Genomic DNA, 21,041 nt, shown 5'->3' on the forward strand with positions numbered 1-21,041 from the left:
GTGTGCTCCCCTTTTTGGGAATCATGCGCCTTGGTCCATTTAGATACTCATTTACAGTTATCCTTTCCCTCTCTTGTACGTCCCCGGTGTAACCCCTGTGATCTTCTTGAAGGTTCTGAAGAAATGCTTCTCATCCTTGATCCCGACGAGTGAGGATACTTCGTTCGCCGTATAATTGCCAGACTTCAGCAACTCTCGTGCTTTATCGATCCGATATTGAATGAGAAACTCGATAAAATTCTGATTATACGTTTTCTTAAATTGCTTGCTCAAGTAGGCTGGACTCATACTGATATGATCCGCTATGGATTGAAGGCTGATGTCCTCGTTGTAATGATGAATAATATAATCCATCGCTTTGGCCATCACTGAGTTGTTCCAGATCTTATCGTTCTTACGAATTTCCTCAAAACATACGTCGAGCATACCATCCAACGTCAGCAGCAGCTGTTCGAGGTTCGTGCATCCATTTAGCTTCCGATATACCTTGAGCTCGCTGCCGAGGAACGGTTCTGGATTCATACCGAGCCGATTCATCAGCTTCATCAGCGTTACGGCAACGTTGAAATTCAGCTTCATGAAATTCTCCGATTGATCGTTCGCTTGCCGATAAAATCCACTCAGAATGTCCTTGGCATTTTCCTTCTCGCATTTCTCCATACTGAATAACAATTTTTGTTCTGTTTCGAAGTCCATGACGATGGCAGCTACAGTTATCTTCGATTCCATATTCCGATATACATACATGCGATTGCCGCCTTGCTTCATCCGCGTCATAGCCGCTTGTTTCGCTTGACCGTACGATTTATGGATATGGGTAAGTGAGCCGACCGCTTCCCCTACGCCGACCGTGACGGTAAATTTCAAATACTGGCTCACCATTTCGATGATTTTCTCCAAGGTTTGGGCCATTTTCTCCTCAAGCAGCGGATCGAATGGCATATTAACCAGAAACCCTTGCTCATGCTCACCTTCAAATGAGAGAATTTCAACTCCGAGCTCCGCGATCATTTCGAGCGTCATATTTTCAATGCAGTATTTGTACAGCTGCAAGTCTGCTGCCGATTTGCCAATCGCGATCTTCTCGAACTCATCGATACTCACGGTCAGCACCACGAATCTGTCGTATGGCAGCACAATATCCATCGCCTTGAATTGGGCTCTCAGTTCGGACTCGTCTGTCTTCTCCTCTTCGAACCATTGCTGCAGCATCTGTTTTTTAGCTAATTGCATATACTTCTTTGCTTTATGATCCACAGCTGTCAACCGGTTGGTCTCTTCAGCTTCTCTATGAATCCTGCTCTCGACCCGAGTCAGACAGCTTCTCAGATCACTCTTTCCAACTGGCTTCAGCAGATAGGCGAAGACCCCTTCTTCTAAAGCAGTTTTGGCATAATCGAACGAATCATAGCTGCTCACAATGACAAATATCGGTGATGTACTCGCCTTCCTCGCTTCCTGCAAGAGGCGCAGACCGTCCATACGCGGCATACGAATGTCAGCCAAGACGACATCTGGTCTAAAGGATTCTATTGCGGCTAGTGCTTCTACGCCGTCAGCGGCTTTCTCGATTATTTCATATCCAAAGCTCCGCAGTTCACGTTCCATTGATTCTCTCGTTAACTTCTCGTCTTCCGCGATCAGTATTCTCATCGCTGTGCCCCCCTGTCCAATGGCAACACGACTTTCACGACCGTTCCTTCGTCCAGTTCGCTCAAGACGGTAATTCCGTACTCGTTTCCATAATACAATTTGATCCTCGAATTCACGTTATAAATGCCTACTCGATCTCTTGCCTTGCTATGAAGCGAGGTTTGCATATTCTCCCTGAGCATGGCGTTCATGTCCTCGACTTGCTGGCTATCCATGCCTTTTCCATTATCCTCAACGTAAATCCATAGCTCGTTCCCATAAGACTGTGCGTAGATTCGGATCAGCCGCTCCCCGATTTTGTCTTCTAGTCCATGCAATATCGCATTTTCCACGATCGGCTGTATCGTAAGCCGCAAAATTTGCTCGGCAAGCAGATCCCTGTCGATATCGAAGGTGACGTTGAACGCGTCCCCGAATCGAAGCTGCTGCAGCGTCAAATACTTCTTCACGTGATCCAATTCTTCATCCAGTGTCACAATGAATCGGCCTTTGTTCAGCGAATAGCGGAACAGATCGGACAAATCTTGCACCATGTCACGAGCCATGTCAGCGTTCTCGTTCTGAATGACCGCTTTAATGGACGAGAGCGTATTATAAAGAAAATGAGGATTGATCTTGCTTTGCAGCGATTCGATTTCGGATTGCCTACGGAACAGCTCGATCTCGTATTTTTCCTTAATCATAATGTTGACGTTCGTGGCCATTGTGTTAAAACCTTGGACAATTGCCGCAAATTCGTCTTCCCCCCGTACCTCGGCTTTGACATCAAAGTCGCCTTTTTGAAACCGTAGGAAAGACTTCTTCAATCGAATCAGAGGTGATGTGATGAAATTGGACAGCAGGATAGACAATAAGACGGTCGACAGCACCAACAAAGCAATGAGCACGAAATTGATCCTTTGCACAACTTGCATCTTCTGTTCGATGACCCGTTCGGGGATCAGTGTAAACACTTTGAACTTGAAATCTGACGAATTGCTGTAGATAACGTACTGACCATTCCAACTAAAGCTAGTCTGCTTCGCACCATCCATGAGCTTCCCTTCGGCAAGTTCCTGCAACTGTGAAATTGAATCAGGCAATTTAGCATTATTAAATACAATGGAGTTGTCTTCTGCCTCAATAATGACCGTATCCTTATCATCGATCTTCCCGTGCGTGACTACTTCGCCGAATTTGGTTAGTTCCTGCGTGAAGAGTGATATGCCGATTGGCTTGTTGTTTTCCTTAATGTCGAGAAGTGTCCGCATAACTCCGATTACGTGATTGTTCTTATGATAAAGAATCGAGCTCTTCATCGTCTGATCGAGGTCGATTTGGTTAATAACGGGTTCACCGTTCACATCAAGCGAATCCAGTATCTTCGGAAGCGTCACCTTCGCGCCTTCTTTGGGTGTGAACCCGTCGGCATTCACATAGGTCGTAATTGTACCGTTCAGGGCCATTAAGCCGACACCGTCAAATCGATCATTATTACTCAAGATACTGGTGAAAAAGTAGTTCACCCGATTAGCCGCATCGAAGTACCCTTCGTCGATCGTAGCGGTGTCATAGGATAGTAACTTGCGAATATCCGTAAGGTTATATACGAGAGCCTCGGACTGCTTCTGCATACTGCGTAAATTTTCATCAATGCTTTTGGAGACTTGGTCGTTTAATGTCTTCTTATACGTAATGAAATCGGACTGGAACAACTTACGCGTACTGTTCTGGGAAATCGTCGTCAGGATGATCGCCGGGATGGACGTCGCTAGAATTAAGAGCAGGAAAATTTTGAAGAACACTTTTTTCTTGTAGATCGATAGCAGTTTTTTGATCATGTTCCCCCCGCCGGTTATCGTTAGTTTTCTATTCTCATTATAACGAAAGCGCTTTAAACCTGTATATGTTTTCGGCCAAGAGAGCAATTTACATCACTATTGTTCAAAAGTATTCACTATTCGGACGAATGAATTACCCTCTATAATGAAATTGTCAGAACGCGCGACTGGCTAAACTAACGTATACAACCAAGGGGGATCATTACTATGTTAAGAAAGTCCGTCCAGCTCGGAATCGCAACAAGTCTCGTACTCACGCTCGCAGCATGCGGCAGCAGTACCAAGGATAACTCCAACGCGACAACTGCTTCTCCCAAGTCTACAGCTGCTTCAACTAACGCTACACCCGCTGCATCCGCAAATCCGAACGATGAAGCATTCCAAATCAGCGTCGCGCACTGGATTCTTGGTTCTTCCAACGCATACGCTGAACAATACATGAAGAATGTCGAAGCACTCTATAAGAAAAAATATCCGAACGCCACGATCAAATGGAATCCGATCCAAGGAGAAAAATACCACGAATTGCTCAAAGCTCAGCTTGCGACAGGCAGCGCTCCAGACGTCTTCTTCCATCAGAATGCACTTGTACCTTTCGCCAAAGCCGGCTACTTGACTGATCTGTCCGATCAGCCGTGGGCTTCCAAGATCATGGCCAGCACTAAGCCTGATAACGAATTCCAAGGCAAAGTTTACGCAGCACCTGTCGACGTATCTGGGTGGGGCATTTTCTATAACAAAAAAGTATTCTCTGACGCCGGTCTTACGGTTCCGAAGAACTATCAAGAGTTCCTCGATGATAGCGAAAAACTCAAGAACGCGGGCGTCATCCCGGTCACGGCGGGCTTCAAAGACGGATGGCCGATCTCCGGAACATGGATCTCACTTGCATCCTTCGTCTACGGTGCAAATAAAAACGTAGCTAAAGACTTGTACGACAGCAAAACCAAAGTCAATGGACCTGAATTCAAAGCATTGTTCGATGGTTTCACGCAAATGGTCCAAAAAGGCTACTTATCCAAGAGCGTCTTGAGCACTGGCTACGATACGGCCGTGCAACAAGTCGGCGAAGGAAAAGCTGCCATGATGTTCAACGGTCCATGGATGAACAGCGTTGTCGCTGATAAATACAAAGTCGATCTTGGCTTCTTCCCGCTTCCAGATCCACAGGGCAACGATTTCGTAACTACAGCTACGAACGCATCCTTATCCTTGAACGCCAAATATCCGAACAAACAACGCGGTATCGATATGATCAATGCTTTGATCGACAGCAGCACATTGCCTGGATTACTTCAGAACAGCGCGTTTACAGGACTGCCGAATATCACAATTCCACAAAACACAAGCGGTGGCAAAGACTATGCAGGTGCGCTTTCGAAATATGATTCTCAAATGCAAATGACCCTATGGCTTCCGCCTTCAGCACAAGATGCTTTGTCCTCCGTCATTACGAAAATCGCAGCAGGCAAGAGCTACACAGCCGCTGATTTGGACGCCGTAGACCAAGCTTATCAACGTGATAAAGGCCTAGTTAACCTTCCTTAGTCGCAAAATCGAACCTCACGCGGAGTGCTGCGAAGGACGTTGTCTGCAGCACTCCGTGATTTATCCAATAACCGTATTCTCGCACAAGGAGTGGACCGACGGAATGAAAAGAAGCACTTTAGACTACTTGCAACGCGTCTCGTTCATGATACCCGTGCTCCTGATAATCGCGGTCTTCGTAGCCTATCCTTTTCTCTCCAGTATCTATTATTCGTTCACGGATTGGAACGGCATCTCGAAACCTAACTTTATCGGATTGCTCAATTACAGGAACCTACTGAAGGACATGACCTTCCTTCACTCACTCCGAAACATCTTATTTTTCACGCTCGGTACCATCTTATTAATCAATCCGCTATCTTTGATGCTGGCTTTGATTCTTAACTCGAAAATAAAAGGACGTTCCCTATTACGAACTTTGTTTTATTTGCCTTCCATTATCAGCTTAATCGTCATTTCGAATATCTGGGTCATCATTCTCTCTTACGATGGATTGATGAATAAACTGATTAGCCTAGTGGGCTTAGACAGTCTACAAACGGATTGGCTCGGGGATTTCGACAAAACGCCCTGGGTTCTCTTATTCATTATTTTGTGGCAAGGCGTCGGTAACTCCGCTGTCTTCTACATCGCCGGGTTGCAGAGCGTTCCTGCGGAACTATACGAGGCTGCGGACATCGACGGTGTCGGCAAATGGAGCCGCTTTAGCCGTATCACCTTCCCGCTGCTAATGCCAGCTGTTACCATCGTCACGTTTTTTAACCTGTCGGGTACGTTAAAGCTATTCGATCTTCCCCTCATCATGACAAAAGGCGGACCTTCCGACGTCACTTTAACGCCGACAATGCTGATCTACAATCAGGCCTTTCAATATAATGCCTCCGGCTATGCAACCACCACAGGCGTTTTCCTATTGCTCATTATTTTCGCGGTATCAGCCCTGCAGCTATGGTTAACCCGCTCCCGGGAGGTAGAGATGTGAGTAAGACATTAAGCTTGAAGGCACCAACCAAAGGCAGCACAATCGGATCCGCAGTTATGTTCCTCATCGCGCTGTTGTTTACTGCGCCGTTTCTCGTCCTCATCATGACGACCTTTAAAGACGAAGATCACGTGTTTGACCCGTTTTACTTGCCGGATTTCACCCGTTTCGATAACTATAGAATCGTCTTTGCTTCGCCGACCTTCTTTAAGGCGTTGATGAATACCGTCCTCATCTGCTCATGTACACTGATCATCGCGGTCATCGTTTCTTCCATGGCCGGATATGTCGTCAGCCGTTCGAAAGAGCGATTTTTTAAAGGCATGTATTTCATCTTCGTGTTCGCTCTGATCATTCCGGCCCAAACTAACATGGTCGTTTTCTATAAAATGGGAACTTCCTTGCACATGATGAACACGATCCCCTTCTTGATTCTGATCTACTTATCAGGCAATGTTGCCTATACCTCATTGATCTACGCCGGCTTTACGAAGTCCATCCCGATTCAGCTAGAGGAGGCGGCGGCAATCGACGGTTGCGGGAAGCTATCGACGTTCATCCGAATCGTATTCCCGCTGTTAATGCCTGCAACGGCTACTGTGTTCGTCGTGGAAATCTTCTGGTATTGGAACGACTTCCAAGGTCCGCTTATTTATCTAAGCAACGGCAAAGTACCTACGCTTATGCTTGAGATTTATAACTTCCGAAGCTATGTGGGTACGTTAAGCTATTCCGTTACTTCCTGGGGCCCTGTCTCTGCGATCTGTGTCGTTTCGACAATTCCTATTCTCTTGTTTTACTTGTTTACACAGAAATACTTGCTAAAGGGCCTTACTGTAGGTGCCGTCAAAGGATAACGTAAAAGAGGAACTGCCCGAGGTCATCGCAAGATGACTTTCGAGCAGTCCCTCTTTTTTTATGTGTAAATCATGTTATTCAGGAGGTGCCTCCTTCGATTCTACCAACTCCAAGCTTCCACTTCGACCAGTCGGCTGGCATAATTATCGGCCGCCGCATTAACGGTTACACGGATTTTGGTTGTGCTGATCGGAGCAAACATGAACTTCCTGCCCACATTGGTGTTGCCTGTAACGCTTCCTCCTGGTACGGTCGTCCAAGCCGAGCCATTCCAATATTGCACAGTGTACGCCGTCGCGCCACCCGTCGAGAACGTCATCGTATCCGTCGGATCGGCTGGAGAGCTGTAGTTGTTTTGCAGCGTGTAGACGTCGATCTCGTTAATCGTCTTGGTTCCGCTGAAATCGATTTGCAGCCAGTCAGGGAACGTATAGAACGTGGAATCACTCCATCCTCCACCACTCGTCCAGTTCAAGCCTTTCCTGTCGCCGTTGATAACGGAGCTCGCCGGATAACTCGCCGATAGCGTAGATGAAGCGGTAGCCGTCCCTCCGTTAGCGGATAACGCAACGTTCGTGCCGTAATTTGTCGCCTGAATTTCGGACAGCCCGACGTTCAGACCTGAACCTCCGGACACCTGAAATTTCATCCATGTGACGCTTTTACTCGGGAACACCACTTCCAATGGAGCACCGTTTGTTGGAATACCCGCCACCGGAACGCTCGAGCCGTCGCTGAATGTTAACGTGCCATTATTCGCGTTGTCTGTCGTGTTCGGACGATCGAACAACACGACTTTGTTAATTGTTTTGGAGCTGTTCCAATTGAGTTGAATCCATGGATTCGTTTGGCCGAGCGACGCCCACTCACCCACATCACTCTGTTTCACGATGCCGTCGACCGCCAAGTCTGGCGAATAAGACGCATTATATTGCGACGATGCTGTTACCACTGCAGCCGGGGCTGCGTTGCTTTCCGGCAAAGGCAATGTCGTCGGATTCACCCCGTATGCTTCGATTTCCGCAAGTCCCGTGTTAGAGCCGCTGCCACCAGATGCTTGGAACTTGACCCAGGTTGCCAATCTTGCCGTGAAAGTAACGACGAGAGGGGAACCGTCCTTTGGAATTCCTGTGACCGCTACACTAGATCCGTCACTGAACGTCAACGTACCGCCGTTCACGTTATCCGTCAAATTGGACCGATCGTACAGTACGATTTTGTTCAAGGAGATCGGTTTCACCCAATCCGCTCTGATCCATGGATTCGTTTCTCCGTTCGAAGCCCACTCGCTGTTCTCATAGTAATTGTAGAGATTATCGTTCGCTTTGACCGCTCCGTAGGTTGCGCTGAATTCGGACGAAACGGACACCGTCGCTTTGATTGCAATATCGCCTAAAGTTCCTGTACTTTCATAGGCTTGAAACTCGAGCAAACCATTATTAGTACCCGAGCCACCCGACGCTTGGAACTTCACCCACGTTACGTTCTTGGTTGCGAAGGTTACTGTCAAGCCGCTGCCGTCCGTCGGAATTCCCGTCACGGGTTGGCTAGTGCCGTCACTAAACGTTAACGTTCCTCCATTAACATTGTCCGAGCTGCTGGTTCTATCGTTCAATACGATTTTATTGATGTTCTGGGCCGTCGGCCACGTCAGCTTGATCCATGGATTGGTCTCCCCGTTCGACGCCCATTCGCTCGCGTACACGAGCTGCCTTAGCCCGTCGCCAGCTTTATCTACGGCATAATCGCTACTGAATTGCGAAGAAGCCGTGAGCGTCGCGTCTTTCACCATATTCTCTTGGCTAATGGCCGAGGGCGTTACGACCGGATCAGGCGTACCCGATTTCACGATCATTCCTGCAACGGAGAATGGCGCCAATGTAACCGTCTCGGTGACTTGCCCGGATACGACCGTTTTGTTCGACGTTTGGTAAACCGACTCACCAGTGTTCGTGAAATCGCGGAACGTCGCCAGATAGGTGCTAACTTGCGCGGAGCCAGTTAACCCTGTATTTTTGAACGTCACGTTGACGTTCTTATATTGCGCTGTATTATTCGTTAAAAAGGCCACCTTGCTGCCGCCTGCGTTGGTCGCGCCGAATGCATCATCGATTCCCGCAACGCTCGTGCTGTTGACATTAAAGGCACCCGCACCCAATCCCAGCTTTTTACTAAGGATTTTATAGGTGTACGCCATCGGCAGTAACGAACTGGTGTTCGTCGCATCATTCCATGTGTACATGCCGTAATTGGATTTGTCGGTCGGAGAGAAATAGGGCTCCCCGCTGAGCGGATAATAAGACGGATACGCCGAGTAGTAATCGAGCGCATAGTAGCCTTGTTTAATGAAGCGCGACATTTGCAGGCCAAGCCATGAACCCGAATTGAAGCCTCTCTCTTCCAAGTAGGATGGCTCCGTGTTGAATTCCGTCACCATGATCGGAACGGTGCTCGCGTAGCCTCTCGTTGTAAATGTGCTCTTCATTGGGTTGATATCGATTTTACCCGCCGTACGAGAGTATTCGTGAAAGGAACCGAAATTCACCGAGCTATGCGGAATTCTGGTGTCGTCCAGCACAGCCGCCAAATTCGCCGTCTCCATGCCATAGGAGCTCAGGCCCCCCATCGGCACCGTTGCGTTGACGGATCGAATCGCGTTCGCGATATGGTAGTAAAAATCTTTGATTGCCGTTTGTGAATCGGTATACCCGCTCCCCGACAAGTTCAGAAACCAGGACGCGTTCGGCTCATTCAAGATCTCAACCCAATCGATATCGGCCTGATACTTGGTGTAAATCTTCTTTACGATATCCTCGTAAATCGACCAATCCTTCGGAATACCGAAAATATCGCCGCTGTACGTCAGAAAGGCTGGCGCATAGGCAAAGATCATACTCACTTTCATGTTGTTAGCTTTAGCCTGACTGACCCACCAGAACGAGCTCCAATCCCAGTTATTCGGGTCTGTGCAGTTGCCGGTGTTCGCGTTCCATGCGGCAATCGTGGAACACATATTCAATTTGTCCAAATAAGCCGTGTTCCTAATTCTCGTCATCCCGATGTCCTGAAGCTTAGGGAAGATGTCGCTCGCTTGCGACTGCAGCGGATTCTTGTTAAATCCGAACACGTAAGGCGAGCCCTGCACGGTATTCACCGCATAATCGACGGAGACGTTCGCGCCTGCAGCGGCATAGGCGCCGCTTGGCAAAAATAAAGCAAAAATCATCGTAGCCAAAATCAATACCGTTAAACCTTTAGCCTTTTTCAAAATTACACACCCTCTCGGTTTTTGGATTCCATCATTAAAGATATGTGTTGTATCTTTAACTTCACTTAAAAGAAAAGATAAAAGTAACCGTTTTCAACATTTCCCATGAACGCATTGAGAAACTTCATCAAGGCAAATACATGGCCTAAACAATTCCATCATAGCCTACTTTCTCACCCAATTTCAGTGAATAATTACGGTAGAAACGTGCCGTTTTTTGCCCAGATTGAAACCATGAATAGCCCTCAACTCTTATGCAACGAACACTGACAAGAACATCATTCCAAACAAATAAAAGCCGCTGCGTAAGCGACTTTTCTCGGGATAATGATCTTGTATTCCAACCAACCTCTATTGCAGACCTATATTTGACCGCCTAACGTAATCATAGATGCCTTTGAACGTGCTTGTCAGTGTATTTTGACTTATGACAACTTGTGTCCTGAGACCCTGCGAAGCCAATTCCTTCTGAAACGCAGGTGCAAATAATGCACCGCTCTTAGAGATTTGCCCGCCTAGTACGATCTTGTTAGGAGTAAATTCTGTTAATGCAGGAAACAGAATAAGAGCCATACGCCGACCAAACAGCTCAAATAGCTGTCTCTCGTTCTTTTCTCCAGCGATAGCGGCATTCGCCAAATCACGTACATCACGGCCGCTCACATCCATCTCTAATTCCAAGGCTAATTGAATGACACCTCTCTTGGAGATGTAGTCATCCGCGATACCTTCCCGATAGGGCACCTCATACAACCAACCGTTTGCTGGAACGTCTGCCCTTTGTTGCACTAAGCAACCCTGTTCGAGAAAACACGAGCCAAGCCCCGTTCCGATCGTAAGGCATACAACCCGACCAGATGTCTGACCCTCCCCGTGGAGAGCTTCGCCAAGGCCGAACAAGGCAGCATCATTTTCGAAAATGATTCGGAACCCGGGGGCAAGTCTTTCCTTCACGAGAGGATTTGCACGAAGTGCTTCCTCTAGCAGCTTTCCGACAGGGAGCCCGTATAACGCATCAAACTTACCTAAACCCTGAATAAGACTTATTCCGTTCTTGTAATCAAAAGGTCCAGGGAACGCCATACCGAGCCCATTAATCAGCGGATGATCTCGGTCTAATTTGGAGATCACATCCTGGACAACGCTTACGAAGTGATGAACCATTCCTTCCGCACTTAATTCAGCTCGAGATTCGTAATGTGCAACGGTCGGACCTATAATCATTCCTTCGCTTACAGCTGCGGCCTTGATTTGCGTTCCTCCGACATCGAAGGCGAGAATAGTGATAGGATTCATTATGGCCCCCTAAGCTCTGACATAAGCTTTAATCGTACCTATGGTTTTGCCAATGCTGCTTCCACTAGGCTTTATCACGTACGAGACGACGGAAGCCGGAACAATGAACGTTTCCGCATATCGGATAACGAAGGGTTCGAATGAGCCATCGACACTTTCAACGGTTGCCTCATCACCTTCAATGAGATTCAGCATATGAACACTGCCATTCGACTCATGCATGACCGGAACTGAGAACCAATGTCGGCGTGTCTCTATGAACTCAAGCTCATGAAGCCCTGTCCGCTCTTCCATCCATCCTTCGCCTTCCGCTACCTTTTCAATGCGTCCTACACATTCTGATGTCGTCCATTCGGTCTTCCGGTTCCACTGAATCACGTTAGCACCATGTTCCACATGAACGGGTCTAGGACGTCCGTCCAGACCTAACCGATCCCAGTCCCATAGTTTAAATGTGAAAATATACGGTGTAGCGCTAATCTCTAGAACCATACAGCCCGATCCAGAGCAATGCACCGTCCCAGCTGGAATGAGAAAATGATCGTGTTTGGCTGCAGGATATACATTCACGTAATCTTTGGCTGGGAAAGTTCTGTCCCCCGTCTGTGCATTACGCAAATCGGATATCATAGCAGTGGGATCAACGTCATCTTTCAGGCCTAAATACACTTCCGCCCCCGGTGCGGCATCCAGAATATAATAGCTTTCGTCTTGTGTATACGGCATGCCGAACTGCTCACGGATATAATCAGTCGTCGGATGAACCTGCAAACTCAGGTTTTGTCCGCCAATCGTATCGAGGAAGTCGAACCGAATAGGGAACTCCGCACCAAATCGTGCATAGACCCGTTCACCCAAAAGCTTAATCGATTCGAAAAAGACTAGATTGATGGCAGGTACCTCTACGCGCAAAGATCCGTATTGGAAATACAGACTGTTTTCTTCCGGCACTCCGTCGAACCCCCATGCGTACGGATTATTTTGGGGAGGTAAATCAATGTTAGCCGCCAACCACGTTCCGCCCCATACACCTGGATCAAAATAAGGTACTAGCCGAAATGGTTGACTTGCTGTTTGGGAAAGGCCGGCGAACAGGGCTTGTTTGGATAACAGTTTGGGTTCGTTCCTTACATTCGTGTCCAGATAGTAATCCATCTGATCGAACAAAGATCTCTTCAGTCGGTCCGCCATGCGCCATTCGAAGAAGTAGCCGCGCTTGTAGAGTCGAAGCGTATCCTCTTCTCTATGAACGGCTCGCCAGTTCCCAATCTCTTTCGCGCGGTAGCGAAGTTGAATTTCCCAGCGCGCTAAGTCCGCGTAGATAAGTACGTCACCTGTTGTAATAAGCGTGGCTCCAAACCCAATCACCACAATAATACCTTCGTTCAACGCTGCTAGTTGAGTGCGGAATTCGTCCACTTTGTCTGAGTGATAAAACTCATCTATTTGGAAAGGTGCCAGATAACCGAACACGCGGTCATCCGTCAAATAGCGCTCAACTTTGGCATCCACTTCGGCTGGCTCTAATGCCGCCTCTTCAGCTCTGATGATCATTACCGGACTTAAGGAAGCCGTCAATCCTTCGAGAATTTCATCCTGCCTAACGCCAGGGTAACATTCCACAACGACGATCGCCTTTTTCATCCTCTTTTTCGCAATCGCCGCAGTTACCGTTTCCCCGATAGCCTCATAGCCTGACCAGGATTCATGCTCCCATTTTTGAATCGTGGTAGCTGGTGCCTTGTTATAGGAAGATTTCATGTCATCCCACTGCTCCTTTATATCAATTTATCATAATATAACATAAATTAACACAAACGAACATAGCGGATTATTCTAAATAATATGCACTTCTATGCCGCTATCTTCGATGTACTTCTTATCCTCAGCACTTATCCCCTGATCTGTGATGAAAACATCAATATCGCCAAGATGTGCTACGGTTGAAAAAAATCGTCTTCCAATCTTAGACGAATCGAGGAGCATCACGACCTTCTTTGCGGAACGGATCATTGCTTTCTTTACTTGTGTATCCAGTAGATTCGGGTCAGTAAACCCATCTTCGACTACATACCCCAAGGCTGATAAAAACAAGGTATCCGCATGATAGCGTTCAAAAAACTCTTCTGCGACAGGTCCGACAAAGGTTCCGGATACATCCCTTAATATGCCCCCACAGCAAATAATCGTATTTCGCTCTGATACCAACGGGCGAAAACGGCTCAACGTTTCCATTCCGTTAGTAAGAAGCGTCAACTGGTCGTAGCCCTCTAGAAGCTCCGCCATCCGGGAAACTGTCGTCCCGTTTTCCAAAATTAGAACGTCCCCATCTCGCACAAATCGTTCACTGGCATACGCAGCCAAACGATCCTTCACATCCTGATTACTGGCCTGCTTAGCAGCCAAATCCGGTTCTTCTTCACCGCCGAGAACATCTCGAAACACAACTCCCCCATGTGAACGCGTAACATGCTTTTCCTTCTCAAGCATGTTCAAATCACGACGAATTGTCATTTCCGATACACCAAAATGATCACTCAGCTCTTTCATCGTGGCAGCACCATGTTCCGATATGTAATGTAATAGCGCTTGTTTCCTTTGTAACGGTAACATAATTGCACCCCCTGCATTTTCACTTATTTTAACATAAATGATCAAAAATATTCACGTATCTGGTAATAAGGTATGTTAACTATCGATAATTATGGTGTAGACTTTGCTAAAAACTACGTTTTAAAGTGAAAAAAAGCCAGCAAACACAAAAGCGTTCACCCAAGTGAGTGAACGTCAAGAAGAACTCATCATTTTTTTAAAAGTCTTTACTTATCAGATCTTGGGTAGTACGTAAATCCCGGATTTTTCACAATAAATTGTTTTTCCTTTTTCAATGCATTCATGAACTCTGGTCCTACATGTAAGTTCTTTTCTACGATTTCCTTAGGTGTGAGCGCCATCCACTGATTTAGTGAAACATCTTCAAAACGGTCACTCTTAAACATCTCCAAAGCCCACACGCTTTGAGTACCTGTGTTTTGAATGTAGTGTCCGAAAGCACGCGGTACATACCCCACATCCCCTGCACGATAATCGAAAGTACGAGCCGTACCATTAGGTGCCATAACCGTCATGCGTGCAGTACCAGAGATGTAATATTGCCATTCATCCGCGTTTGGATGCCAGTGCATTTCTCTCATGGCACCTGGTTTGATTTCAAGTAACGCTGCGGATATTTGAGTGGAAATAGGAAAGTTGGTTGAATCTACGATACGCACCATACTCCCGCCTGGAGTTACAATCGGCTCTTGTGCCAGTAGTCGATGTTTGAACGGTAATGGTATCGTACCTTGAGGGTCTGCCACCTGTTGACTTTCTATGGGACCAGGAACATCGGATTGAAAAATGTACACCTGATGGTTCGGGATGTTGTCAAACGCGCTTTGTGGAACACCAAAATTCGCCGAAAGTACTTCCTTTGGTGTATGAGCGAAGAAATCGGTGATAGCTAATGTATTAAGGTCAGAGAAGTTGCCATCAGGAAAAACAAGCAAAAACTCAGTTCCTTCCTCAAGACCTTGAAGAGAATGTGGAATTCCCGGAGGGAAGTACCAAAGGTCGCCCACGCCTATGTCAGCAATGAAGTTTCTTCCATTTTGATCGACAGACGTAATGCGCGTTTTCCCCACAAGTACGATCGCCCATTCCGCTTGTTGATGCCAATGCATCTCGCGAACACCACCAGGAGTCAGAGCCATATTCACTCCAGCAACCTCGGTCGCAATTGGAAGCTGTCTAACGGTTACTTCCCGTGACCAACCACCGTGATTTAACTGCATATTCGTATCGGAGAAAGAGAATTTTAGGTTAGGGAGCGATCCGGCATCGGTCGCAGGTGAAACTAGCATATCAGGGTTCTCAAGATCTCGCATGATGTCCCGAGGACCTAAGTCCCACCAACCAGCACCATCAATTCTTATCGGTTGTGGTATATGGCCATTCCGTTTTTCGATTTCCAATTGTTTTACACCTCTCGTTCTATTCATTCCTTAATCATCACTGGGTGAATGCCTACTATAAGTTATGAATTGAACCCGGAATTGGAAACATGTCCACTTTTATTGTAACGACTCGCTCCTCCTGAAGCACTCAATTCGATTCATACGCCCAATCCATCACTAAGTAACAAACATACTTTATTCAGTAATGACTAATCACTTGAGGGGAATGAGTAAACATGGGAGCAGTAGGTTATGGTGGAAGTTGTGCAGGTTACGGTAACAACGCAGCAGCAATCTTAGTTCTTTTTATTCTTTTGGTTATCATCACATCCGCTTTTGTAATATAGTTCCTTCATTTAACACAAAGAAACAAGAAAAACGGCCGCGAAATAAAATTCGCGCCGTTTTTTTCGCTGCAGTCCTCTTATTTTACCACCAGAATCCTGGACCACCGAAGCCGAATCCGCCGCCAAACGGAAAGCCTCCAAAACCACCGAATGCAAAAGGTTCCGTGCCGATTGCTAAGAGATCAAACAATACTAATGGGATAATCGCTTTAACCTGTACTTTCTTATCTGATTGAGGAGCTACAATTAATTTGTTCCCACTGATTCTGACCAATTTGCCTGATACGATTGTTCCATCTTTTTTCAGTGCCATAATTTGTTTACCGACCATTTTACGAACGTCATTTTTCTGAATTTGGGATGTCACGAGCATTCACCTCCTTCTGCCACCAGAGATACATTGCTTTACAATGTACTCTTATTTAGGTAACAGCGATTGGATACATGTCCACCCAGACGTAAAAACAGTCATCTACCTACATAAATGCTTATTTGGAATACAGTAATGGGAAAAACTCATTATCGAACTTCTGTCCAAATTGCGGACGTGGCCCGAGCAATCGAACATTATCATGCCGTGCTCTCCCCTCTTTGTAAGAGGTATCTCCAGGCATTAGATGAGCAACAATCGATAACCGAGGCTGATCTGTGAAATTCGTTGACGACCCATGGAAGGTTAGCGCATGGTGGAAGCTCGCTTGTCCCGCTTTTAAGATACAAGGCTCCTCAATCCAATCCCGCGTTGCAAAACGCTGCTTCAGCTTCGTCATATCCTGTTCGAAGAAAGTATCACTTCCCTCGACAGCCCCCCACTTATGTGAACCCAAGATCGTCATCATGCCGCCATTAGTCAGATCGGTGTCCTGCAGAGCAATCCAGACGGTTACCATATTCGTCGTGCTGCTTGCTCGCCAATAACCGTAATCTTGATGCCAGCCTACATTCCCAGCTGTTGTTTCTTGCCCTGAAGTACCCGGCTTGTAAATCACTTGATCATGCCATAGGCGAATCTTGTCTTCGTTCAGTAGCTTCGCAGCCATTTCTCCTAAATTTGGATCCGTGACGACACTACGAACTTCATCGTTAATCCACCATCCATTATCGAATTTCCGCAGCGCATGTGGATTCTCCGAAAGTTTGAACGCATGCAGAGGCATGCCAGCTCCATCATAATCTTTCTTCCATATGCGCTCATGCGCGCCGCGAAGACGCTCGATCGTCTCGTCATCCAGTAATTTCGGGCTGATCCAGTAACCGTCTTGATCAAACTTCTCTTTATCCGTTGCCGTAATGTTATAAGAAATAACTCCCATGATGGACACCTCATCTTTTCTTGATCATAGTGGCTTACTCCCTATATTGTAGACCACAAGATGAGCATTGACTTCCCAAAACCTATCAAATAGGATTAGAAACATATGAGACCATTAGAAACGCAAAGGACCGTGAATATGGTAAAAATAAAGACAGAATCCGCACGTTGGGTGTATGAATTTCCAGCGTCAGCTCAGCTATCTCATCTACCTGAATTCATTATGCTGGGCTACGACCACTTTCAGGAAGCCTCTCCGCTCATCACCCATCTCCATGAACGCTCCTACGAATTTGTATTCGTGGACAGTGGGAAGGTCACTTGGGAGGTTGATGATCAATTGTTCACTTCCCACACCGGACAAATCTTCCATACCCAGCCTGGTGAATGGCATCGTGCTCGTCTTAATTTCATCGAGCCCTGCAGAATTTGGTGGATGATTATATCGGATCCTTCCGAGCATGCCGGCTGGCTCAATTTACAGGATGAAGATCGTATGGAAATTCATCATCACTTACAGCAACTACCAAGGATCTTATCCATCGATAGTCGTGTTCGTGAAACTTTCACCAAACTACGAGGCACCATTGAACATCACGAGCCACTCGCCGCCTGCCGAGTTCGTCATTACGTACTCGATATTATTCTGCAAATGTTAAGCCCGTCCTCTAACCGTCCAATCTCATTTGATTTCCAGAAGGCCATGATGACACTAACCGAAGCCATTCGAGCAGCACCAGAAAAGAGATGGACGAATAAAGACCTCGCTGACCAAGTCAGCGTAAGTGAATCCCATTTCTACCGATTGTTCCATCTTATGAATGGACAATCACCTGCTAATTACATAGATCGTCTACGGATTGAACTTGCCTGTCAGATACTTCTTCAGAAAGACGTCACCGTCACCACAGTTGCCATGGATCTAGGTTATAAGACCAGCCAGCATTTTGCCACCGTATTCAAAAAGTATATGGGGCTGACACCCTCGCAATGGCGAAAGTGATTTCAGTTTAATAAACACACCAAAAAAGCAGTTCGTAAATAAACTAAGCTGCCCTTTAGCGGAGAAGGCTACCGATCCATTGCTATCGGTAGCCTTCTTCAGCTGTTTATTGAGCTATAGCGCCCCATTTGTTCAATCGATACGTATCGTATTCTTTACGTACGATCGTACAAATAGGCGTTTCTCCCTTGTCTAGACTTGAAACCTACTGATCAAACCTTGCATCTGCTCAGCCATGGCGGTCAGTTGCGTAGCGGAAGAAGTGATATCCTCCATTGCGGCAAGCTGCTCTTCGGTTGAGGCGGAAGCTTCCTGCGCAGAGGCTGCAATGGTGCCTGTAGCATGGGCGCTGACCAGCATTGCCTCTACCATTTGCTCCGCGCCGGCGGCAATGTGTAGTACTGCAGCAGAAACGCCTTCGATTTGCATCTTGGCATCTTGGATCGAACTTTCAATCTGCTGAAAGGATTGACCGGCAGTGGCGACAACCTGAAGTCCTTGTGTGACCTCAAGACAAGTATTCTCCATCGCTTGGACAGCTTGAGCGGTCTCAGTCTGAATCAAGTTTATCAAATCGGTAATTTGCATTGCGGACAGGGCACTTTGCTCCGCCAATTTGCGAACCTCTGTCGCGACAACTGCAAAGCCTCTTCCTTGCTCGCCAGCTTTAGCTGCTTCAATTGCCGCATTCAGCGCTAAAAGGTTAGTCTGCGAGGAAATGCCGGCAATTTCCTTCACGATGTCCTCAATTTGGAGTGAGCGATGACTCAGCCCTTTAACGACATCACCTAATTCACGGACATTTTGATCAATCGCCTGCATTTGCCGGCTGGCCGTAGCAATTGCTTGTTCGCCGTCTGCAGCTTTGACTGCGGTCGTTGTCGCTGTACTAGAGGTGCCTTGTGCATTCGATGCAATCTGCTTTACATGGGAAGCCATCTCTGTCACCGTCAACTTGGTTTCATCAGCGCTTTGTACTTCTCTCTCCGTGTGGATAGCAATTTCTTGCATGGTGGCAGCGATTTGCTCTGAAGCGGAGCACGTCTGCTCGGAACTAGCAAGAAGCTCCTCAGCCGAAGCTGCTACTTGCTCGGACGTTCCACGAACTTGCTGAATGATGTGACGAAGATTTTCGGTCATATTGTTGACCGCATGGAGCAACCGTCCGATCTCATCATTGGTTTTTACAGTAAGTGGCTTCCCGGTCAAATCGCCTTCGGCAACTGCCGCCATTCTGCCAGCTATATGCTTGATCGGCCCTACGATTTGCTGAGCAATGAAAAGAGCTAGGAATCCCCCAACGATAATTGCCACAGCTGATAGGATGACGATACTGAGCACGAGCTGATTTCCATTTTGCAACAGATGCTCCCCGGATACTTGGATCTCACTTTCCCTTGAAAATGCCAATTTATTAAAACCTTCATCAATTTCACGCCCTGTGACGGTGACTTCATTCTGCAGAATCTTTAAGGCAAGCTCCTTGTTGCCGCTATCGTAGGCAGGAAATAGCGTTCCTTCAACGAGCTCGCGCCATTTGATACTTTTATTCACCAGGTCGTGGGCCTCTTGGGAGGTGCTCGTAGCCAACAGCTTTTCCTGGAATTTTTTGCTTTCCTCGGTAGTTTCAATGAAACGTTTCTTATAATCTGGATCGCCAAAAAGAACATATCCCCGGATCAAAGCAATCCGCTTTTGGATATTCCCACTAAGCTTCTCATCGGCTAAAAGCAGCGTGACATCGTGGGACATGATTACGCTTACACTTCGATTAAATGAGGAGACCTTGGAATAACTAAAAACCGCCATAACAACCATTAACAATATAACAACTGAAAATCCGAGCAATATTTTGATTCTTAAGCTCTTGATGGTGTTCATGTCTCTCCCCAATCCATTTTGACGTATATATACAACAAAACTATTATGGTAGAAAATCTCTCAATATGCAATGAAAATCCTTAACAGGTATTCTGTATGAATAAAGTATAAGACTGGAAGAAGACATGAATAATGCATCCATTCAACTAACGTTCACAGTTAGTTCAAGGAGATAACTGACTACTTCTTATAGCACAAAACAAAAATACACCCAACTGGGTGCATTTTGCGTTGTTTGCTTATCGTTGGTTGTGATTAGAAAAAACGAGCTGTATTCGCCAACGTTGCCATAATCTCCATGGTACGGTAGTACGTCCTAGCGTCATCGGCTTTGTATTCCACGATGGTGCTGTTCGGAATTCTGCGCACTCCCGAAACACTAGAAGCGAGTTCAGCCTGACCGCTGTGGAAGAATTCGATTCGCACTTCTACTGGGAAATTAATAGGAAAAGGCACAAGATCGTTTATTCTTTCCATCGCTTCTTTGGTTTTGGCTGAAAGCAATATACCGCTTTGTTCCATCGACAAACAGATCGCCGAAGTTCTAGATAGTGCATGCTTGACTATGCCGGTTACAGCTTGGGGAGCAATGAGCTTCGTCTCTTCCGAGGCATGGTCGTCTCCGGTTACTAAGGCTAACGGAACGCCTAGCAGACCCGCATAAATGGCATTAAACCCAATCTCCCCAACTTCCATTCCGTTGACTGTCATATTTTTAAACCAATAAGAGTGACTTAACACGCCTGGCATCCCATGACGGGCATGATACCCTACGAATAAGACGGCCGAGAAATCGGAAGTCAACCCGGACATCATATAATGATCCCTAGGAAAACCGGCTACTAGCGTTGCGGAAGGATGCAATCGATCCAAGCGAAGGTTGTTTCCCGAGGCGTGACTATCTGCTACTACGATCTCTGTTGCCCCGCTTTCGATCGCTGCTTCAATCACCGCGTTTACATCATGTTCCATGAGTCTGCGTCCGTATTCGTAATTCGGTTCATTCGGCTGTAAAAAATCGGGATTCGTAACCCCCGAAATGCCTTCCATATCGGCGGAAATATAGATTTTCATCGCC

General features: G+C 46.7%; 16 protein-coding genes. 5 read left to right on the forward strand and 11 right to left on the reverse strand.

What is annotated here, in order from left to right:
• Positions 1-57: 57 nt before the first annotated feature.
• Together A8709_RS12260 and A8709_RS12265 are read right to left on the reverse strand one after the other, a co-directional pair.
• Entirely contained in the window at positions 58-1,653 is a 1,596-nt protein-coding gene (locus A8709_RS12260) for a response regulator (protein ID WP_065852691.1), read from the reverse strand.
• On the reverse strand, positions 1,650-3,473 hold the full coding sequence (locus A8709_RS12265) for a sensor histidine kinase (RefSeq protein ID WP_065852692.1): 1,824 nt from the start codon (positions 3,471-3,473) through the stop codon (positions 1,650-1,652). The genes A8709_RS12260 and A8709_RS12265 overlap by 4 nt, the downstream gene beginning before the upstream one ends.
• Positions 3,474-3,680: 207 nt before the next feature.
• On the opposite strand from A8709_RS12265, the gene A8709_RS12270 reads away from it, so the two are divergent.
• The 3 genes from A8709_RS12270 to A8709_RS12280 all read left to right on the forward strand — a co-directional run bounded on the left by A8709_RS12270 (position 3,681) and on the right by A8709_RS12280 (position 6,860).
• The gene (locus A8709_RS12270; RefSeq protein WP_065852693.1) at positions 3,681-5,021 is read left to right on the forward strand and encodes an ABC transporter substrate-binding protein; all 1,341 of its coding nucleotides are present in this window, start codon (positions 3,681-3,683) and stop codon (positions 5,019-5,021) included.
• Between the two features lie 103 nt (positions 5,022-5,124).
• A complete protein-coding gene (locus A8709_RS12275; RefSeq protein WP_065852694.1) occupies positions 5,125-6,003 on the forward strand; it encodes a carbohydrate ABC transporter permease in 879 nt (292 codons plus the stop codon).
• A complete protein-coding gene (locus A8709_RS12280) occupies positions 6,000-6,860 on the forward strand; it encodes a carbohydrate ABC transporter permease (protein WP_065852695.1) in 861 nt (286 codons plus the stop codon). Before A8709_RS12275 ends, A8709_RS12280 begins: the two co-directional genes overlap by 4 nt.
• Before the next feature lie 101 nt (positions 6,861-6,961).
• Here the strand turns inward: A8709_RS12280 and A8709_RS12285 are convergent, their stop codons facing one another.
• From A8709_RS12285 to A8709_RS12305, 5 genes are all read right to left on the reverse strand, one after another.
• On the reverse strand, positions 6,962-10,129 hold the full coding sequence (locus tag A8709_RS12285) for a discoidin domain-containing protein (RefSeq protein WP_065852696.1): 3,168 nt from the start codon (positions 10,127-10,129) through the stop codon (positions 6,962-6,964).
• Positions 10,130-10,480: 351 nt separating this feature from the next.
• On the reverse strand, positions 10,481-11,425 hold the full coding sequence (locus tag A8709_RS12290) for an ROK family protein (RefSeq protein WP_065852697.1): 945 nt from the start codon (positions 11,423-11,425) through the stop codon (positions 10,481-10,483).
• Positions 11,426-11,434: 9 nt separating this feature from the next.
• Positions 11,435-13,186, reverse strand: coding sequence for a class I mannose-6-phosphate isomerase (locus A8709_RS12295; RefSeq protein ID WP_065852698.1), 1,752 nt, complete (start codon positions 13,184-13,186; stop codon positions 11,435-11,437).
• Between the two features lie 75 nt (positions 13,187-13,261).
• Positions 13,262-14,038 carry a DeoR/GlpR family DNA-binding transcription regulator gene (locus tag A8709_RS12300; protein ID WP_065852699.1) on the reverse strand — a complete coding sequence of 259 codons (777 nt, stop codon included), beginning with the start codon at positions 14,036-14,038 and terminating at the stop codon, positions 13,262-13,264.
• Positions 14,039-14,244: 206 nt separating this feature from the next.
• Positions 14,245-15,465: an oxalate decarboxylase family bicupin gene (locus A8709_RS12305; protein ID WP_065852700.1), complete on the reverse strand. Its 1,221-nt coding sequence runs from the start codon at positions 15,463-15,465 to the stop codon at positions 14,245-14,247.
• 191 nt (positions 15,466-15,656) lie between these two features.
• Between A8709_RS12305 and A8709_RS33670 the strand changes: the two genes are divergently transcribed.
• The gene (locus A8709_RS33670; RefSeq protein ID WP_084224876.1) at positions 15,657-15,767 is read left to right on the forward strand and encodes a YjcZ family sporulation protein; all 111 of its coding nucleotides are present in this window, start codon (positions 15,657-15,659) and stop codon (positions 15,765-15,767) included.
• A gap of 82 nt (positions 15,768-15,849) precedes the next feature.
• On the opposite strand, the gene A8709_RS12310 is transcribed toward A8709_RS33670, so the two are convergent.
• Positions 15,850-16,098 carry a hypothetical protein gene (locus A8709_RS12310; protein ID WP_244163178.1) on the reverse strand — a complete coding sequence of 83 codons (249 nt, stop codon included), beginning with the start codon at positions 16,096-16,098 and terminating at the stop codon, positions 15,850-15,852.
• Positions 16,099-16,255: 157 nt separating this feature from the next.
• The gene (locus A8709_RS12315) at positions 16,256-17,080 is read right to left on the reverse strand and encodes a phytanoyl-CoA dioxygenase family protein (protein WP_065852702.1); all 825 of its coding nucleotides are present in this window, start codon (positions 17,078-17,080) and stop codon (positions 16,256-16,258) included.
• A 105-nt stretch (positions 17,081-17,185) separates the two neighbouring features.
• Here A8709_RS12315 and A8709_RS12320 point away from each other — a divergent pair, with 105 nt between their 5' ends.
• Positions 17,186-18,082 carry an AraC family transcriptional regulator gene (locus A8709_RS12320; protein WP_065852703.1) on the forward strand — a complete coding sequence of 299 codons (897 nt, stop codon included), beginning with the start codon at positions 17,186-17,188 and terminating at the stop codon, positions 18,080-18,082.
• A gap of 192 nt (positions 18,083-18,274) precedes the next feature.
• Here the strand turns inward: A8709_RS12320 and A8709_RS12325 are convergent, their stop codons facing one another.
• Together A8709_RS12325 and A8709_RS12330 are read right to left on the reverse strand one after the other, a co-directional pair.
• Positions 18,275-19,963 carry a methyl-accepting chemotaxis protein gene (locus A8709_RS12325; protein ID WP_065852704.1) on the reverse strand — a complete coding sequence of 563 codons (1,689 nt, stop codon included), beginning with the start codon at positions 19,961-19,963 and terminating at the stop codon, positions 18,275-18,277.
• Positions 19,964-20,218: 255 nt separating this feature from the next.
• Positions 20,219-21,037 (reverse strand): M55 family metallopeptidase, encoded by an 819-nt coding sequence (locus A8709_RS12330; RefSeq protein WP_065852705.1) that lies wholly within the window; start codon positions 21,035-21,037, stop codon positions 20,219-20,221.
• Positions 21,038-21,041 lie beyond the last annotated feature (4 nt).

The sequence above is a fragment of the Paenibacillus pectinilyticus genome (assembly GCF_001700435.1).
Classification (GTDB): Bacteria; Bacillota; Bacilli; order Paenibacillales; family NBRC-103111; genus Paenibacillus_E; species Paenibacillus_E pectinilyticus.

Bases quoted from the DNA above. Each gene is read 5' to 3' on its own strand.
- A8709_RS12260 (WP_065852691.1), bottom strand. From the start codon at position 1,653: ATGAGAATACTGATCGCGGAAGACGAGAAGTTAACGAGAGAATCAATG.
- A8709_RS12265 (WP_065852692.1), bottom strand. From the start codon at position 3,473: ATGATCAAAAAACTGCTATCGATCTACAAGAAAAAAGTGTTCTTCAAA.
- A8709_RS12270 (WP_065852693.1), top strand. From the start codon at position 3,681: ATGTTAAGAAAGTCCGTCCAGCTCGGAATCGCAACAAGTCTCGTACTC.
- A8709_RS12275 (WP_065852694.1), top strand. From the start codon at position 5,125: ATGAAAAGAAGCACTTTAGACTACTTGCAACGCGTCTCGTTCATGATA.
- A8709_RS12290 (WP_065852697.1), bottom strand. From the start codon at position 11,425: ATGAATCCTATCACTATTCTCGCCTTCGATGTCGGAGGAACGCAAATC.
- A8709_RS12295 (WP_065852698.1), bottom strand. From the start codon at position 13,186: ATGAAATCTTCCTATAACAAGGCACCAGCTACCACGATTCAAAAATGG.
- A8709_RS12300 (WP_065852699.1), bottom strand. From the start codon at position 14,038: ATGTTACCGTTACAAAGGAAACAAGCGCTATTACATTACATATCGGAA.
- A8709_RS12305 (WP_065852700.1), bottom strand. From the start codon at position 15,465: ATGAATAGAACGAGAGGTGTAAAACAATTGGAAATCGAAAAACGGAAT.
- A8709_RS33670 (WP_084224876.1), top strand. From the start codon at position 15,657: ATGGGAGCAGTAGGTTATGGTGGAAGTTGTGCAGGTTACGGTAACAAC.
- A8709_RS12310 (WP_244163178.1), bottom strand. From the start codon at position 16,098: ATGGTCGGTAAACAAATTATGGCACTGAAAAAAGATGGAACAATCGTA.
- A8709_RS12315 (WP_065852702.1), bottom strand. From the start codon at position 17,080: ATGGGAGTTATTTCTTATAACATTACGGCAACGGATAAAGAGAAGTTT.
- A8709_RS12320 (WP_065852703.1), top strand. From the start codon at position 17,186: ATGAGACCATTAGAAACGCAAAGGACCGTGAATATGGTAAAAATAAAG.
- A8709_RS12325 (WP_065852704.1), bottom strand. From the start codon at position 19,963: ATGAACACCATCAAGAGCTTAAGAATCAAAATATTGCTCGGATTTTCA.
- A8709_RS12330 (WP_065852705.1), bottom strand. From the start codon at position 21,037: ATGAAAATCTATATTTCCGCCGATATGGAAGGCATTTCGGGGGTTACG.